We start from the raw sequence: 17,297 nt of genomic DNA, 5'->3' as shown, positions 1-17,297 counted from the left end.
TAAAGGTTATGCCATCACGATCAGTTCTTTCAGGATATTGTATAGCTGTTCTATATTGACAGGTTTACTTAAAAAGCCATCTGCGCCGGAGGCAATCACTTCCTCCCGCACTTCACTGTAACAGTTACCAGATACCAGGATGAAAGGTATTTGCCGGAGTGTTCTGTCGGCTTTAAATTGTGCCAGCATTTCTATACCGCTGACATGCGGCATGATCATATCCATTAAAATCGCATCCGGTTCGTGGAGGCGTGCCTTGGTGATGCCTTGTGGTCCTGAATCAGCCAGGATTACTTCTATGCCCATGCGTTTGAGGGCGAGCGAGAAAGCGAGGTGATTGAGATGATCGTCATCTACTACCAACACTTTTAAACCACGTAGGAGGGAATAGTCAATAATGGTGTTTGCGGTGGGGGGCGGAGGAATTGTTTCTACCGGCATACGCAGGGTAAAGATGCTACCGCCGCCATCGGCGTTGTCACTCACGAACAGATCGCCTCCCATCATGCGTGCCATGTGACGGGCAATGGGGAGTCCCAGGCCGCTGGACTCTGTTTGTTGTCCGAGTTCACTAACATACGGATCAAAGATGTGCTCTTTTTTTTCTGCTGAAATGCCTGCTCCCTGGTCGGTAACAGAAAAAACAAGTTGATTATTTTTCATCGCGGCTTTCACCGTAATGATAGAACGGAAGGTAGTAAACTTGATCGCGTTGCTAAGCAGATTAACGATGATGGTCCGCAGTTTTGATTTATCTGCCAGGATATATTCAGGCAGGTTATCGCTAAAGGCAATATTAATATGTACAGATCTTCTTTTAGCGAGGTATTCATAGGTATCGCAGAGCTGTAGCATCCAGTCGGTGAACAGAAACGGCGATTTGCTGATCTCATCTTTCCCTGCCTCAATTTTAGACCAGCCAAGGGCATTGCTCATGACCAGCTGCATATCCTGGCAGGCAAAATGAACCGCTTCCAGGTGAGCTATTCCCACCTGGACGGTTCGTTTCCCCCTGTCCGCTGTTTCAATGTAGTTTTGCAGAATACTGTTGACTACATTCAGCGGAGATCTGATTTCGTGGGTGGTTTCCCGTACGTATATTCGCATGGCCTGATTGGTTTTGTCAAGTTGGTTTACCAATAACTGCAGCTGCTTATTCTGAAACCTGCTTTCCCGTGTAAAATAATAGAGGGCCGTACCGTTTAAGAATGTCGCGGCCGCAATCACGACCCAGCGCAGGGCTGCTTCGGTTCCCTTCTCCAGTAATAATGGTGTAATAAGCCCTTGCCGGTAATTCATTTCTATGAGGAGCAACATGCCTGCGCTGCTGGTTAATACGATTACCTGCGCCAGTGGCCTGTGAAATACGAGGAATACGCAAAAAGCAAGGAAAGGGGCAAACAGGTAAATCTGCGCCGGTGGCCCCAGCACAATGCCAAAGTACCAGATAGATAAGCTGTGTAAAAAGAACATGAACTGCTGCCCGTATTCAGGCCGGCTATGCCGGGTGATCAATAGGATAGACAGAAACAGGGCGCTTTCCACCATGGCCGGATACAGGATGCTTTTATAACCGGTCATATAATATAGTAAACAGCCCAGTACAAAAGCAAGCAGACTTGCGCCAATGGCCAGAGAATTGACAATCTTTATAATCCGTTCGGTTGCTTCAACTGCCTCAGCATTTTGGCTGGTCCTGGGTAATAGATTTGTTATGTTCATAGTTTTCCAGGTTTTCAAATTCAAAAGGGGTGCAGGTTTTCCTATTTATTTGCATTCAAGGTAGAAGAATGCAGATTATCAAGTGTAAATTCTTTGTTAACAACATAGATGTTTTACGAGAAGTTTAAAGTTATCGGGTGAAGATTTTAACAAGAAACGCACATTTTTAGGGCGGTTATAAACACTTGCGCTTTATGAGTAATAATGCATATATGTCGCCCGTCTTGCCTTTCCGTTTTTTTCGAATGATTTCAGCTATATCGATGCGTGACATGTCACCAGAAATTTACAGGTAAGTATCATTGGTCCATCTGATGCAGGAAGGATGACTGCCATTCTCATCTTTCTAACGTATACAAATACACGAAATAATTTCCCGGCGCAATGCGGAAAATTTCAACGCTCCAAAAATTCCCGATGTGAAAAATGGTTAGCTCAACTTTCGCCTACTTTCGCAGCAGCAATTTAATACCTATCATCGATTACTGTATGGAACCATGCTGACGGAGTATGCCGCCAACGTCATCGCCCAATGCAACTGTTTTTGCCCGGCAGGAAAAAAACACATAGATAGAGTAACGTTAACGGGTACACGTTATTTAGTAACAGGACGTGGTAAGAGGGAGGTGATCATTAAAGCGGAATATTAATCATCGGTTTAAGCAGCAAAAATAGGAGTATTTCAAAAAAAAGTAACCGGTAAAAAATCCAATTCCCGGTCGCGCCGGCAAGAAAGGCTACACAGACTGCCAGCGTATAAAAAGATCATCCGTCGTAGATTTGAAGAAGGGGGAGGCATCTGCGGATGCACCCTCTTTTTTGTGGAAATGAACCCCGAATATGCCACGGAATGCCCTCATTGCGGAATTTTGTACCCTGAATAACGGTAATTGGGCAGTAAAAATGCGGTATGATTTTTTCGCGGTTATGATTAAAAATAGCTCTTTATGGAAACGCTCAACCAGGTAGCCAGTAATGCGAAAGTGGTACTTTCCCTTATTCAGGCCATCAATGAAGAAGATTTCGATACAGCCACGCATTTTGTAAAGGACGATATGACATTTGAAGGGGTGCTGGGAAAGAGGGATGGCGCCACTGCCTACTTCGATGATATGAGAAAAATGAAGCTGAAATATGAGGTGCAGAAGGTGTTTGCGGATCAGGAAGACGTATGTTTGTTTTACAATCTGACCATGGCAGGCAAAACTATTTTTGGCTGCGCCTGGTACCATCTCGATGGAGGCAGGGTGAGTTCCCTGAAAGTTGTTTTCGATCCACGCCCCTTCCTTTAAATTATCCTGAATTTTCGTATAAATGTACAGATAAAGGCCGCCGGCCCGATTTACATTTGCTTTTAAAATCTGCATACGATGAAAGCAATCATTTTGAAAGAACCCGGCAGCGTGGATCATTTACATATCGTAGAATTGCCGTTGCCTGCTATCGCCGCAGGTGAAGTACTGATCAAAGTAAAAGCTATCAGTATTAACCCGGTAGACGTGAAAACCCGCATTGGTAAGGGGCGATGGGCCGCGTTGAAAGACGAGGATCCACGAATATTGGGATGGGATATTTCAGGCATCGTGACCACTTCTGCTTCTCCTTTATTTAAAGCCGGTGAGGAAGTCTTCGGGATGATCCCCGGCAAAGGGTATGCAGAATATGTAGCTGCTCCGGCAGCAGATCTGGTATTAAAGCCCGCCAATATTTCGCACGAAGAAGCCGCAGCGGCTACGCTGGCCGCACTCACCGCCTGGCAGGGCATGACGTATTACACGCCCATTTTACCCGGACAAAAAGTATTGGTACATGCCGCCGCTGGTGGCGTAGGACATTATGCCGTGCAACTGGCCAAACATGGGGGCGCATATGTCATCGGGACTTCTTCAGCGGCCAACAAAGACGTAGTACTCGGTCTGGGAGCGGATGAGCATATAGATTATACGACTACACAACTGGAAGAACATCCAAAAGATATTGACTTTGTGATGGATGCCCTGGGCGGCGATAACATTGACCGCTCGCTGCTGGTCCTGAAAAAAGGCGGTACCATTGTGAGTCTGCCTTCCGGCCTCAAAGAAGCAGTTACGGAAAAAGCAGCGGCCGCAGGTAGCCATGGATACCCCGTAGCGGTAAAATCCAGCGGTGCCGATATGCAGCAACTGGCAGCTCTTTTAGCCGCCGGGAAATTGAAATCGCTCGTGTCCAAAACATTCGCATTTGATGAAATGAAGGCGGCACATTTGCAGATAGAGAGTGGCAGAACCATTGGGAAGGTGGTTATCTTAGTATAGGTGGTAGATCGCCCGATATTTGTATGCGCCATCGTTGCAAAACGGTGGCGTTTTTTTTATCCGGTATACACGCCATTAAATTTTTTCTCTATCTTGTAGCCCTAATTATCATTCACATGCACCGCATTTATTCCAGTACACCTCCTCCTGCTGTTGTTGTTTTGTACGCAAAATAACCAGCGTTTCTTCTGCTTAACCGCTGTTCCACTTGCTGGAACCAGCCGGTATTTCATATCAGTTTAAGTCTGTTGACCTGGTTATTTCTTCGTGCGTTTACGTGTCCCTTTTTTCTTTTTCTACACAAACGAACATAATGACCAGGTATATATTAATGGTTTTCGCCGGGGCGTGCAGCTTCGGTATACTCTCTACTTTTGTAAAATTAGCTTACCGCGAAGGGTATACCCCCGCTGAAATTTCTTTGACACAGGCGCTCACCGGCATGTTGGTGTTGTGGATGCTGCTTTGGATGTATCGCAAAAATAGAACAGCGATGACAGCCCGGGAATGGGGCTGGCTGCTATTGACCGGTGCGAGTATCGGATTCACCAGCTTCGTGTATTATGTATCAGTGGCGTACATTCCTGCTTCTGTAGCCATCGTGATCCTGATGCAGTTTACCTGGATAGGGTTGTTGCTGGAGTGGTGTTTGTTTGGTAAAAGGCCTTCATTACTACAGCTCATCACTACCGCATTGATCCTTACAGGCACCTGGCTGGGCAGTGGGTTGGCTACCGGAGGTTTGGCGCCGGTGTCATTCAAAGGATTGTTATTTGCGGGTGCTGCTGCTTTTTTGTATGCCATTTATGTGATTGCCAACAGCCGGGTAGGCAAACAATTGCATCCGCTACAGAAAAGTGCGGTGATGATGACAGGATCCACTATGGGCATTCTGCTGGTGAATATAGCACCACTGATCGCCAGTACACATTTCGATTTGGGGTTGTTGAAGTGGGCATTGTTTCTTGGATTGTTTGGCACCATCATTCCGCCGTTGTTATTTGCGAAAGGAATTCCAAAGGTCGGTGCAGGTATCAGCGCAGTGATTATGACAGCAGAATTACCGGTCGCTATTATCTGCTCGCATATACTATTGCAGGAGCCGGTGAATGGCTGGCAATGGGCGGGCGTAGCACTGATGTTGTTGTCGATGTTGCTGTTGAATGCGCCTAAGTTACGGCGATAAATAAAATACGGGGTTGGCTATACGTAGCCAGCCCTTTTTTACTGATACAAAATAACGGAGATCGCCAGCAGCAAACCATAGTCTTTGAACTCCTGGCGCATTACCTGTAACGACTTGCCCATATGCTTCTCCACGGCTTTCACGGAAATGCCTAAACGCTGTGCAATTTCTTTATTGGACAGGTGATCGCGGCGGCTGAGCAGAAATACTTCCCGGCTGCGTTCTGTTAATTTATCCAGTGCGGCGGCAAATCTTTTTTCCAGCAGCTTATAGTCGTAGGTGTTGGCTGTTTCTGCTATTTTTTCTATAGGGAGATGTTGATGATGTTGCTGATGCAGCAGCGAATTCCTGAGTTCATTGAGTATCCGGTTGCGCAGGGCACCGTGAAGGTAGGCGCTGAGATTTTTTATTTCTGTGAGTGCTGCACGTTTTTTATAGAGGGTGATGAAAATGTCCTGCAGCATGTCTTCCAGCAGGTGAGGCACCGGAAATTTTTTGTAAGCATGTGCATACAGTGCTGCCGCATGGCGCTGGTACAAGGTTTCAAAGGCCCTGTTGTCATTGTTCGCCAGTAATGCCAGTAATGCTTCATCCTGTAGTGCAATATACTCCGTCATTCTTACCACTTATGCCGGTATCGTTAGGTGTCCGGCTGCCATAAAGAGCATAAGATATAAAAAAATAGGGGGTTCCCATAAACAACGCCTAAAAAAATAAATTCGGGAGCAGGGGTAGGGTAGGGATAAAGTGCTGTGTCTATATATACAGACAACCAAAATAATGAGTGATCAACAACTGATAGGGCTATTGGAAAAATACCTGCAGGGCAATTGTACGGAAGACGAACGGACGGCCCTGGAATCATGGTATGAAAAATACAGGTCTGTTCAAATGCCGGACAGTGGCCATACAGAGCCGGATCTGCTGCAAATGTATCAGCATATCACCGACCGTTTAAAAAAAGAAGGCGAATGGCAGGAACCGCAGGTAGCGGTGGTACGCCACATAAAACAACGTTGGTGGCAGATAGCGGCAGCCGTAGTGCTGCTGGTAGCAGGCGCCGGCATATGGATGTTGCTGCCCCGGGCAGACCGGCAACTGGCGCTGGATACCAAAGAAGGCATCCGGAAAAAAGTATTGCTGGAAGATGGCACCCAGGTATGGCTCAACGTAAGCAGCCACCTGACCTATCCCGCCAACATCGGCAGCGGTCAACGGGAAGTATACCTGGAAGGAGAAGCCTTTTTTGCAGTGGCTAAAAAAGACCAGCATCCGTTTGTCATCCACACCACCGATCTGAATGTACAGGTACTGGGTACCCGGTTTAATGTAAAAGCATATGAGGGAGATGGAAGCATAGAAACCACGCTGGTAGAGGGGCGTGTAGCCGTTAGCCGTAATGGTAACAGCCTGGTGCTGGAACCGGGTGAAAAAGCCATTCTTAAAAAGAAAACCCGTGTGACCAATGAAATGGTGGTCAACGGCCGTATTGTAGACTGGGGGGATGTACTGCTCATCGTGGAAAAAGTAGTGCCTAATGTCAGCAGCCAGAAGGTAAGTGAGCTGCTGTGGATGGACGACCGGCTGGAGTTTAAGGATAAATCATTCCCGGAACTGGTGCGACTGATGAGCCGTTGGTACAACCGCAAAATTATTTTAACAGATACTTTCCCGGCCGATTATAAATTTAAAGGAACGTTTAAAAAGGAAACCATCACAGAAGCGCTAACAGCATTGCAGATAACAGCCGATTTCAATTATACTGTAAAGGGAGATACCATTTACATACATCATTAGTCAACCAGATCATAAAAACAGTAACACGATGAAAAATTTTGTCCCGGTTCCACCGGAACCTGTATAACCACACTTCTTCCGCCAAAAGAAAAAGGGAAGTGTCGCCACACCTCCCTTCAAATGTCAAACATGGAACGAAACAAGTAGTCCGTGCGGGATTTTCATTGTTTCAAATGTCTAACGTTCAATTCAAATGTATGAAAAAAACGCTGTGTTTAAAAACAGCCCTTTCCAACTATTTAGTGAGAAAAATATTCTTGTGTATGAAGCTTTGCCTCATCCTGATTACTGTTTTCATGCTACAGGTACGCGCTGATGTGCATTCACAAAGCCGGTTTTCGCTTAACAGCCGGCAGATCGCCCTGCATAAGCTGCTGGAGTGGGTGGAAACCAAAAGCGAATATCGCTTCCTGTACAACTACAAAACCTTTCCGAAAGATGAAAAGGTGGATGTCAATTTCAAAGAGGCAACGCTGCCGGAGATCCTGGACAGGGTGCTGTCCAAAAACTTTCGCTACCAAATGCTGGAAGGTGGACTGGTAGCCATTTCTGAAAGTGTGGCCGATATAACGGTAACGGGTAAGGTATTGTCGGAAAATGGGCAGGAGCTGCCCGGCGTCACTATTCAGTTGAAAGGTACCAGCAAAGGAACCGCCACTGATGTAGATGGTAACTTTAAGATCACGGTGCCGGAAAACGGTATCCTAATCATTTCCTACCTGGGATATGAGTCGAAGGAAGTACCGGTGAAAGGCAATACACAGCTGCCGGTCATCAAACTCAAACCTTCCGAATCCGGATTGAATGAAGTAGTAGTACTCGGTTACGGACAAAAGCAAACCCGCCAGAGTATTACCGGCGCGGTATCCAGTATACAAACCAAAGAACTCAAACAAAGCCCGGTGGCCAATTTGTCCAACGCCCTGGCAGGGCGACTCCCCGGCCTGATCACCGCACAACATTCCGGCAGGCCCGGTAGCGATGATGCGCAGCTGTTCATCCGTGGTATCAGCACCACTGGTGCTACCAATCCGCTCGTGGTGATTGATGGTTTACCCCGCGGAGACGCTAACATTGGTCAGCTGGACCCCAACGAAATAGAATCCGTGTCTATCCTGAAAGATGCTTCTTCTACGGCATTATACGGTATTCAGGGCGCCAATGGTATTGTGCTGGTCACCACCAAACGTGGTAAAGATGGTCCTCCCAATATCCAGGTAAACATGCAGTATGCATTGCAGCAGCCCACTAATTTCCCCCGCTTTCTCTCTTCCTATGAGTCGGGTGTGCTGGAAAATGAAGCCGCTAAAAATGATGGTCTGGCGCCGGTATTTACCGATCAGGAGCTGGAATACTATAAAACAGGATTGAAGCCCTACGATTATCCCAACACAGACTGGTATCATGAAATGATCCGGAAAAACTCTCCGCAGAAAACTGTGAATATTAATATAGGTGGGGGTTCTAAATTTGTGAAATATTTTGTGTCCGGCTCATACCTGCGCCAGGAGCCTATCTACAACCGTGCAAATGAAAATGTTTATGGCGTCAAATATAAATACGATCGTTTTAACTTCCGATCTAACGTAGATATTACGCTCGATAAAAATACAGACCTGCAGGTGGATCTGGCGTCGCGGCTGGAAAACAGAACGACGCCTTCCGGCGACAGGGGGAACAATGAATTTTTCTTCGTGGTGCTTTCGCAGATGACCAACCGGCTTACACCCCGGCTGAATCCCAATGGCAGCATTGCTTCCGGTACCATGCGGGAAGATTTCTATAATCCATATGGCCTGCTTACCCGGAATGGTTACCTGGATGCATACTGGCATAGTACCAATGGTAGCGTAGCGCTGACCCGTAAACTGGATTTCATTACGCCGGGTCTGAAAGTAAAGGGACTCTTTACTTTTGAAAACTACGGGGATATCAACTTCGCACTGGATCAGGAATTTGATTCCTATCGTTATACATCTGTTCCCGGCGGAGAAGGAACGTATACCCAACACCGTAAGGCCAGCAGTTTACAACGTTCCGGTGCTTCCAGTGGAGAAAGGTATTACTACTACGACCTGAAACTGATGTATGACCGGGATTTCGGGAAACATGCCCTGAGTGGTTTGTTCCTCTTCAACCGTAACTACCGCTCTCAGTCGGGCAATCTGCCCCGGGTATACGAAGGCTTTGTAGGTCGCGTAGCTTACAATTATGCTACGAAATATTATCTCGAATTCAATGCCGGCTATAATGGATCTGAAAATTTTCCTCCGGGTAACCGCTATGGATTTTTCCCGGCTTTGTCTGCGGCCTGGGTGCTGACGAATGAAAACTTCATGAAAGATCAATCGTTATTCAGCTTCCTGAAAATGCGTTTCTCTCATGGTTATGTGGGTAACGATCAGGTAGGGGATGGACGTTGGCTGTATTTGTCTGATTATGCCCGTGGTGGCGGATTTACCTTTGGAAGTGTAGCTTCCGGTACCAGTGGATATTATGAAAACAGGGTGGGTAATACGGCTATCACCTGGGAAAAAGCAGCTAAAACAAACCTGGGTATAGAAACAGGTTTTTTGAAAGATAAGCTGAAGTTTTCTGTTGACCTGTTTAATGAGCTGCGTAAAGACATCCTCGTAGCTGCGGGTACTATTCCCGGATATATGGGTATTACCGCTTCGCTGAACAGGAATATGGGCCGCATTCAGAATCGCGGTATAGAAGCGGAACTGAATATGAATACCAATGTGGGGCCGGTAGGTGTGTTTGCAAAAATAAATTACCAGTATGTAAAAAATAAAATCCTTGAACAGGATGAGCCTAAGCTCGCCTATCCTTACCAGAGTAAGGTAGGAAATCCCATTGGCTATGATCTGGGCTATGTGGCCGAAGGATTATTCCAAAGCCAGGATGAAATCAATAAAAGCCCTAAACAAACATTTGCTCCGCTGATACCGGGTGACGTGAAATACAAAGATGTGAACGGGGATTATAAAATAGATGAGGCAGACAGGGTAATGCTGCCTATGCTGAATGTGCCTACCAATTACTTTGGCGCCACCTTCGGGGTAGACTATAAAGGGATCGATGTGAGTATTTTATTCCAGGGAGCAGGCGGTGGTCGTCAGATTTATTCTTCTCAGCTGACTGCTAACTACAGAGAAAGCTATCGCCCGTTGCATGAGGGCAGATGGACGCCGGAAAATGCTGCCAATGCCACTTTCCCGGCCCTGCATTTATCGGAGAGTAATATGTCCAACAACTTTATCGCCTCTTCTTACTGGATCCGGAAAACAGATTACGTCAAATTAAAGAATGCAGAAATAGGCTATCGCCTGCCTGCTCATTTGTTGAAAAGAGTGAAGATAAAGAGCGCCCGCATTTATGTAAATGGCATGAACCTGATTAGCTGGGATAATGTAAAAGACCTGGGTATAGATCCGGAATCCAACACTGGCGGACGCTGGGGCTGGCAGCCTTATCCGATTATGCGGGTATTTAACGCTGGTATTACCATCAATCTTTAATCACGGGTGATAAATTATAATGATGAAAAATGCTTTAATAAAAACAGGGATGGCGGCAATACTGATCATGTGTGTAACCGCCTGCAGTAAAAATTATCTCGATAGAAAGCCCAGTGACCTGATCACCGAAAAGGAAGTATTTTCAAATATTGAAAATGCGGAGGGCTTCGTAAATAACATTTATCAGAGTTTGCCTAATATGTTTTTGCCCAGTTCTGGCTGGGGTTTGGGGAGTGCTACTGATGAAACCAACCAGGCAAGTGATAACTCTGCCTCTTATCCGGATGCGGGCAATTTTAATACCGGGTCTATGAGTCCGGCTAATTTTCCGATGTCCGATCTGTGGACCGGTTACTACGGGAGAATCCGTGCCTGTAATAAATTCCTGGCGAATTATGATTTGATACCCGTTGATCCAAACTATCCGCAACGCCGCAACCGCCTGCGTGGAGAAGTGTTGTTATTGCGTGGATTCTATTACTTTGAACTGATGCGTACCTGGGGTGGTGTGCCTTTGTTGCTGGATGAAAAGAATCCCTTTGATGATCCGGCTGGCATTTACTTTAAGCGCAACAGCATTGCGGAAGTTACTGCCAGTATCTTGAGTGATTTAAAAGAAGCCGGTGAATTGTTGCCGGTCACCTATAACGATCGTCCTTCTAACTGGGGACGTGCTTCCAAAATGATTGCCATGGCGCTGGAAGGACGGGTACGTTTATTTTATGCCAGTCCCTTATTCAACCCGGGCAATGAAACCAGCCGTTGGCAGGAAGCCGCAGTAGCCTGCAGAGCAGCGTTGGATACGGCTGTCAGTAACGGCTATACGTTGTACGATAACTACAGCGATATTTTTACGCAGTATTTCAACAGAGAAGTGATCTGGAGTCGGGGCGCTCCCGGTGCTTTTGGTGATGGTGGTATAGACCGGGAAATGAATCCCCGTAGTGCCAACGGATATGGGAACGTTACACCTTTACAGGAGTTGGTAGATGATTATGAAATGAAAAGCACCGGTTTGCCGATCACCGATCCGGCTTCTGGTTATAGCGCGCAAAAGCCTTATGATGGCAGAGATCCGCGTTTTTATGCTACCATCCTTTATCCCGGCGCCAGCTGGAAAGGGAAAGTACTGGACCCTAATGGCGCCGATGCACCGCGCTCCGGACAGATTGCGACCAACTACTGGCCACGCAAATATCTCCTGCCTTCGGTCGACTTATTCTCCGGCTCCGGTGGGAGTGATCGTAAGTGGGTGCTGATCAGAACTGCAGAGCTATATCTCAACTATGCAGAGGCGCAGAATGAAGCAACGGGTCCTGATGCAGATGTATACAATGCGCTGAATGCCATTCGTGGGAGGGCAGGCATGCCAGGCATCAGTGGGGGCGACCAGACTTCCCTGCGTGCAAAAATCCGCCATGAACGGAGAATAGAACTGGCATTGGAAGCACATCGTTTCTGGGATGTACGTCGCTGGAAAATAGCAGAACAGGTAGATAACAAAGAGGTGCATGGGGTAGCCGTTTCCGGTACCGGCAACGTGTCGTATACTTATCCGGTGATTGAAAAAAGGGTATTTGATGCCGCCAAAAGTTATTGGTTGCCCATTCCACAAAGTGAAATGGATAAGGTAGCCAGCCAGAACCCTGGCTTTACACAAAACCCAGGTTGGTAAAACGTAAGCGTCTCACTAAAAAAAAATAACAGATGAAAACTATATTATATCGTTTGCAGATAGTGATGCTGTTATGTACAGCTGCTGCCTGTAAAAAAGACGAGGGCTTTGTACACGACAATAATGCGCCGATTGTCGTAGATAAATTTACGCCTGAATCAGGTGCGGCAGGTACCGAAGTATTAATTTACGGAAGTAATTTCAGTACGGATACTACGGGTGTAAGCGTGACCGTGAATGGTGTAAAAGCTTTGGTAGAAGGCGTTATCAGCGATCATATCCTGGTGGTGATACCGGAAAAAGCAGGGACTGGTAAAATCGCGGTGACCATCAACGGAAAAACAACTACCACTACTAAAGATTTCGGATATATCTCTTCTTACAAAGTAAGTACGCTCGCAGGCAATGGTGCAGCGGGTTTCTCCGATGGTAAAGGCATTTTTTCCTCCTTTAATTTTGGTAAAAGATGCGGTATGGATATCGATACTGATGGCAACATCTATGTAGCTGATGCCGACAACCGGCGCGTGCGTAAAATAACGCCGGATGGAACTGTGTCTACACTGGCAGGTAATGGGAATGGCGGTTATGCAGAAGGGAAAGGCAGCACAGCGCAGTTCTCGCTGCCACTGGATATTGTGACCGATAACGCCGGCAACGTCATTGTGGCCGATCCGGCCGACTGGACCATCCGCAAAGTTACCCCGGATGGTACCACCTCATTGATTGCGTGGGGAGAAGCCTGGGGCCTTGGTATTGATAAACGAAATAATACCATGTACTACGCCAATGCCCGCGCTGCGGGCAGCATTTTCCAGGTAACGCCCGGAGGCGATGCCACAGAAATTATCAAAAACCTCTCTTATCCGGCAGATGTGGCTGTGGATGATAAAGGCAATTTATATGTAACGGAGAATGGTAGTTCCGTGATTAAAAAGTTTGCAGCAAACACCTGGGAACCTACTGTTATTGGTGGCACTGCTAACCAAACTGGTTTGGTTAACGGAATTGGTACGGCTGCCCGGTTTGACTATCCCTGGGCGATTGCGGTGGATGCGGCCAACAATTTGTTTGTAGCCGGCAATGGTACAGCAGATGGTTCGGTGGTGAACAGTAATCAATGTATCCGTAAGATCACCGCTAACACCTGGAATGTGACGACTTATATTGGTGGCAGCAACGCAGGATTTGCAGATGGCGCCGGCGCGGCAGCAATGTTTAGTGCACCTACCGGTGTGGCCGTCGACAAAAATGGGGTGGTATATGTGCTGGACAGAAATAATAACCGTATCAGGAAAGTAATTGCTGAATAATGATGAAAACATTCAAATATCTCTGGTCGTTTGGCTGCCTGTTATGGCTGCCGTTGTGGGCAATGTGCCAGCAACCGGCCCCGTTTAAATGGAACGTACTCCGCGTAAAAGGGCTGCTGCTCAGCGTACCGGCGGCTCAGGATGTGCCGTTGCTGTGCCGCTTTATCAAAGAAGCATTGGTGGCAGAAGGCGTGAATACGCTGGCACTGCGGATTGAATATGTATATCAGTTTAAATCTGACCCGGAAGTGGCGGAACGCAATTCCATTTCGGAAACAGATTTAAAACAGATCGTGAAAGCCTGCAAAGATGCGGGGATCCGCTTTATTCCGACCATGAACCTGCTGGCGCATCAATCGGAGCAAACGGAAATAGGCCCACTGTTGAAGAAGTATCCGCAGCTGGATGAATCGCCGGACTATAATCCGCCGGTGCCGTGGAAAGACGGGGGCATGTTTGACTTTTACAGTAAATGTCTTTGTCCGCTGCACCCGGATTTGTTTAAGATCATTTTTCCTTTGATGGATGAACTGATAGACGTATGCGGGGCCGATGCCTTCCACGTGGGACTGGACGAAGCCTGGATTATCGGGTATAACAAATGTCCACGTTGTGGTGGCAAAGATCCGGCGGAACTGTTTGCGGGTTATGTAACGGCCTTGCATCAGCATCTCAAAGAAAAAAAATGCCAGATGTGGATGTGGAGCGATCGCCTGATAGATGGGAAAGAAACAAACCTGCTGGCCTGGCAGGCCAGTATGAATAATACCGCCAGGGCCATAGATATGATTCCGAAAGATATTATGATCTGCGACTGGAAGTATGAAGACGCGCCGCCTACGCCGGGTTATTTTGCCATCAAAGGATTCCAGGTACTGCCATCGGCCTGTGCCAAGACGGAAGTGGCGCTGGCACAGCTGGAGCAGGTATATGCCGCCCGCAAAAATGGGCTGAGGGCCGATTTCTCGCGCACCCTGGCAGAACGTATGCCTGGTGTATTTGAAACCATGTGGGTCAATACAAGGGAATTCATTGACGGTTATTATAATCGTAAAGGTGTACGTAAAGGCACGCAGGATAATGTAGACGCTTTTAAGGCATTGTTTGCAGAAATCAGGAAGAAAGAAAAATTATAGATACTACCTATTCCAATCCTATAAGGTGCAGGGTATATACCCTGCACCTTTTTATATATTAGAAAGATTTTTTCTGTGAAAAATTATCCGGGGAGGAAAAAAAATCACCGGGCAGGAAATTTTTTATTTAATATCTTTATGTCCACCAAAACTGGAATGACGAGCCTGCTGGGGGATATGATATGCCTGATGAAAGAGATATCTGGATAAAATTTTGTGCCGGGGAACAAGCTGCATTTCGTGAATTATATGATACATATTATTCACGCATGTTTGTATGGGGATGTAAATGGCTCGATGGGGAAACTGCTTTCGTCAAGGATCATCTGCATGATTTTTTTATTTACATCTGGGAGAAGAGAGAAAATTTATCGCGCGATATCAACGTATCGGCTTACCTGCTCACCGCTTTTAAACGCCGTTTAATTGAACAATGGGGGCGGCAAAAGAAATTAACAGACATTACGGACATGATCGATTTGTCCGCCGATACCGGTGATGACGTCGATATTTTCACCGCACAGTTTCACCGCATCCAACAGGCTTTACAAACGCTCACCCCTGCCCAAAGGGAAGTCATTGAGCTGCGTTTTCTTCAGAATATGTCTTTACAGCAAATTGCGGACGTTAAAAATACCAGTCTCCGTACCGTGTATAACCTTACCCATAGGGCCATTGCACAACTTCGTACGGAAGTGGGCAAAAAAAATATTTTATTTCTGTGGTAAATGCTTACCACTTTTCCCTCTGTATAAAAAAAGGACGACTGCATGGACGATATTTCGATAGAAAAGTTAATAGGAGATCCCTCTTTTATTAATTATTGTTTTCATACCGATGAAAACGATGTACGCTATTGGAATAGCTGGCTGCAGGCGCATCCGGAACAGGCTACCCTGATCCGCGAGGCCATGGAGATGGTGAAAGCTGCCGGCTGGTTATTGCAGGCAGAAAAGGAGAAACCGGCTGCCATGGCTAAAATGGACGAGTGGTTGCTGCATTCCACCGCACCGGTACGCCGCCTGCACTGGTATTATACCGCTGCTGCTGCCGCTATGGTCCTGATTTTTGCAGGTGTTTGGTACCTGCGTACTGCACCGGCTACACCGCCGCGTATTGTCACCGCCGTGCGACCATTGCAATTGCTCTATCGCAATACCGGTAAAGCTATACAGGGCGTGCTGCTACCGGATAGTAGTTATGTACTGCTGGAAAGCGGGGCCAGTTTACAACTGGAGAATACCTTTGGTAAAACGGCCCGTAGTATGGCATTGAACGGTACGGCTTATTTTAAAGTATACCGTGATCCGATGCGTCCATTTAATGTGAAAGGGGCGGAGTATATTGTTACTGCGCTGGGGACGGCATTCCGGATGACATCTGCCAACGGAAAATTACAGGTAATGCTGGAAGAAGGAAAAGTGATGGTGGAAAAAAACAGCCGGGGAACACGTACCCTGATTGCCAACCTGCTACCCGCTCAAAGTTTGCTGATAGACGCCGCCAGCAGCCGTCCGAAGGGGACACAAACTTTTACGCCGGCCGCATTGAATGCATGGAAGGCACAGGAAATTGTATTTGATCACACGCCGGTATCGGAAGTGATATTACAACTACAGGCTTGTTATAATATTCATATTCAAATAGCAGATACAACATTGCAAAAGGAAGTTTTTTCAGGACGGTTTAAGAATGACGCATTGCCAGCAGTACTGGAAGTACTGTGCTTTACTTTAAACAAACAATATCAGTTTTCAGATTCGACCAGTGTAATCATCAGGTAATCAACCAAAACCATTTGTAGGATTATGTATTTACGTTTTTGCCGGTTATCCGAGAGGATAACGAGTAGACATTCCCATGCCTTTTTTGTGATGATGGTGTTAGTACTTTCCCTGGCGCTGTCGCCCGCGGTGGCACAGGTGAAAAAAGCAGTGACTTTGGATAAAGTGCCTGCGGAAAAAGCATTCTGGAGTTTATCCGGACTGTATAAAGTTCGTTTTTTCTATGCGGGTTCCGCTATCAGGGAAAACGATTTGATTAGCATTCCTGCCGGTGAGAAATCATTGGAGGAAGTGTTGCAGTACCTGACAGAAAAATATCATTATGCTTTCCGCAGAAATGACAATATGATCAGCGTGAGCCTGCAGCGTACAGAAGCTACTACGCCTGCGCAAACGGAGCGAAGCATCCGTGGGCGGGTGGGTTTGTATGATGGCGATGCCATTGTGTATAATGCCGGTGTTACCATTCGCGAGCAGGGTAGTAATAATGCGGCCATCACCGATGATAAAGGTTATTTCTCACTGAAGCTAAAAACCAATCAGGCGCAATTAAGCATCAGTTGTGTGGGGTATGCCAGCAGTGAAGTAGAAGCGGGTGATAAAACGATGGTCAACGTAACGTTGAAGCCATCGCTGCACGATATTCCGGAAGTAGTGATTTCTACCGGTTATCAGTCGCTGGCCAGGAAAAACACCACCGGTGCTTATTCCCGGATCACCACGCAGGAAATTGAAAGAAGAGGTAGTCAGTCGCTGACCGGGCTGCTGGAAGGAAGCATACCAGGGTTAACACTGGCCACAGGATATAGCGGTACTACCAAGGATCGTCAGCAAAGTGGTATTGATATACAGGTGCGTGGCGGTGG

13 protein-coding genes are annotated in these 17,297 nt (G+C 46.8%); 11 read left to right on the top strand and 2 right to left on the bottom strand.

Annotated features, from left to right (window positions below; genetic code table 11):
• Positions 1 to 6: 6 nt before the first annotated feature.
• Positions 7 to 1,722 carry an ATP-binding response regulator gene (locus VIP81_RS31220; protein ID WP_331971309.1) on the bottom strand — a complete coding sequence of 572 codons (1,716 nt, stop codon included), beginning with the start codon at positions 1,720 to 1,722 and terminating at the stop codon, positions 7 to 9.
• Positions 1,723 to 2,669: 947 nt separating this feature from the next.
• Between VIP81_RS31220 and VIP81_RS31215 the strand changes: the two genes are divergently transcribed.
• The 3 genes from VIP81_RS31215 to VIP81_RS31205 all read left to right on the top strand — a co-directional run bounded on the left by VIP81_RS31215 (position 2,670) and on the right by VIP81_RS31205 (position 5,202).
• Positions 2,670 to 3,014: a nuclear transport factor 2 family protein gene (locus VIP81_RS31215; RefSeq protein ID WP_331971306.1), complete on the top strand. Its 345-nt coding sequence runs from the start codon at positions 2,670 to 2,672 to the stop codon at positions 3,012 to 3,014.
• Positions 3,015 to 3,092: 78 nt separating this feature from the next.
• A complete protein-coding gene (locus VIP81_RS31210; protein WP_331971303.1) occupies positions 3,093 to 4,016 on the top strand; it encodes an NADP-dependent oxidoreductase in 924 nt (307 codons plus the stop codon).
• A gap of 313 nt (positions 4,017 to 4,329) precedes the next feature.
• Positions 4,330 to 5,202 carry a DMT family transporter gene (locus VIP81_RS31205; protein WP_331971301.1) on the top strand — a complete coding sequence of 291 codons (873 nt, stop codon included), beginning with the start codon at positions 4,330 to 4,332 and terminating at the stop codon, positions 5,200 to 5,202.
• 38 nt (positions 5,203 to 5,240) lie between these two features.
• Here the strand turns inward: VIP81_RS31205 and VIP81_RS31200 are convergent, their stop codons facing one another.
• Entirely contained in the window at positions 5,241 to 5,819 is a 579-nt protein-coding gene (locus tag VIP81_RS31200; RefSeq protein WP_331971298.1) for an RNA polymerase sigma factor, read from the bottom strand.
• 163 nt (positions 5,820 to 5,982) lie between these two features.
• Between VIP81_RS31200 and VIP81_RS31195 the strand changes: the two genes are divergently transcribed.
• The 8 genes from VIP81_RS31195 to VIP81_RS31160 all read left to right on the top strand — a co-directional run.
• Positions 5,983 to 6,999: a FecR family protein gene (locus tag VIP81_RS31195; protein ID WP_331971295.1), complete on the top strand. Its 1,017-nt coding sequence runs from the start codon at positions 5,983 to 5,985 to the stop codon at positions 6,997 to 6,999.
• Positions 7,000 to 7,262: 263 nt separating this feature from the next.
• On the top strand, positions 7,263 to 10,523 hold the full coding sequence (locus tag VIP81_RS31190; RefSeq protein WP_331971292.1) for a TonB-dependent receptor: 3,261 nt from the start codon (positions 7,263 to 7,265) through the stop codon (positions 10,521 to 10,523).
• A 22-nt stretch (positions 10,524 to 10,545) separates the two neighbouring features.
• The gene (locus VIP81_RS31185) at positions 10,546 to 12,198 is read left to right on the top strand and encodes a RagB/SusD family nutrient uptake outer membrane protein (RefSeq protein ID WP_331971290.1); all 1,653 of its coding nucleotides are present in this window, start codon (positions 10,546 to 10,548) and stop codon (positions 12,196 to 12,198) included.
• 32 nt (positions 12,199 to 12,230) lie between these two features.
• On the top strand, positions 12,231 to 13,511 hold the full coding sequence (locus tag VIP81_RS31180) for an IPT/TIG domain-containing protein (RefSeq protein ID WP_331971287.1): 1,281 nt from the start codon (positions 12,231 to 12,233) through the stop codon (positions 13,509 to 13,511).
• Complete coding sequence (locus VIP81_RS31175) at positions 13,511 to 14,647, top strand: family 20 glycosylhydrolase (protein WP_331971284.1); 1,137 nt, start codon at positions 13,511 to 13,513, stop codon at positions 14,645 to 14,647. Before VIP81_RS31180 ends, VIP81_RS31175 begins: the two co-directional genes overlap by 1 nt.
• A gap of 182 nt (positions 14,648 to 14,829) precedes the next feature.
• On the top strand, positions 14,830 to 15,375 hold the full coding sequence (locus tag VIP81_RS31170; protein WP_331971281.1) for a sigma-70 family RNA polymerase sigma factor: 546 nt from the start codon (positions 14,830 to 14,832) through the stop codon (positions 15,373 to 15,375).
• 42 nt (positions 15,376 to 15,417) lie between these two features.
• The gene (locus tag VIP81_RS31165; protein WP_331971278.1) at positions 15,418 to 16,431 is read left to right on the top strand and encodes a FecR family protein; all 1,014 of its coding nucleotides are present in this window, start codon (positions 15,418 to 15,420) and stop codon (positions 16,429 to 16,431) included.
• Between the two features lie 90 nt (positions 16,432 to 16,521).
• Positions 16,522 to 17,297, top strand: a 776-nt coding sequence (locus tag VIP81_RS31160; protein ID WP_331971275.1) for a carboxypeptidase-like regulatory domain-containing protein, incomplete at its 3' end; no start/stop codon positions are given.

Origin of the sequence: Chitinophaga sp. (assembly GCF_036566945.1) — a bacterium.
Taxonomy (GTDB): domain Bacteria; phylum Bacteroidota; class Bacteroidia; order Chitinophagales; family Chitinophagaceae; genus Chitinophaga.
Note: the sequence above shows the minus strand (reverse complement) of the source record. Positions and strands in the feature narration are given on the sequence as shown.

Excerpts from the sequence above, each read along its gene's own strand:
- VIP81_RS31205 (WP_331971301.1), top strand. The coding sequence starts at position 4,330 with ATGACCAGGTATATATTAATGGTTTTCGCCGGGGCGTGCAGCTTCGGT.
- VIP81_RS31185 (WP_331971290.1), top strand. The coding sequence starts at position 10,546 with ATGAAAAATGCTTTAATAAAAACAGGGATGGCGGCAATACTGATCATG.
- VIP81_RS31195 (WP_331971295.1), top strand. The coding sequence starts at position 5,983 with ATGAGTGATCAACAACTGATAGGGCTATTGGAAAAATACCTGCAGGGC.
- VIP81_RS31210 (WP_331971303.1), top strand. The coding sequence starts at position 3,093 with ATGAAAGCAATCATTTTGAAAGAACCCGGCAGCGTGGATCATTTACAT.
- VIP81_RS31200 (WP_331971298.1), bottom strand. The coding sequence starts at position 5,819 with ATGACGGAGTATATTGCACTACAGGATGAAGCATTACTGGCATTACTG.
- VIP81_RS31170 (WP_331971281.1), top strand. The coding sequence starts at position 14,830 with ATGCCTGATGAAAGAGATATCTGGATAAAATTTTGTGCCGGGGAACAA.
- VIP81_RS31215 (WP_331971306.1), top strand. The coding sequence starts at position 2,670 with ATGGAAACGCTCAACCAGGTAGCCAGTAATGCGAAAGTGGTACTTTCC.
- VIP81_RS31165 (WP_331971278.1), top strand. The coding sequence starts at position 15,418 with ATGGACGATATTTCGATAGAAAAGTTAATAGGAGATCCCTCTTTTATT.
- VIP81_RS31220 (WP_331971309.1), bottom strand. The coding sequence starts at position 1,722 with ATGAACATAACAAATCTATTACCCAGGACCAGCCAAAATGCTGAGGCA.
- VIP81_RS31190 (WP_331971292.1), top strand. The coding sequence starts at position 7,263 with ATGAAGCTTTGCCTCATCCTGATTACTGTTTTCATGCTACAGGTACGC.
- VIP81_RS31180 (WP_331971287.1), top strand. The coding sequence starts at position 12,231 with ATGAAAACTATATTATATCGTTTGCAGATAGTGATGCTGTTATGTACA.
- VIP81_RS31175 (WP_331971284.1), top strand. The coding sequence starts at position 13,511 with ATGATGAAAACATTCAAATATCTCTGGTCGTTTGGCTGCCTGTTATGG.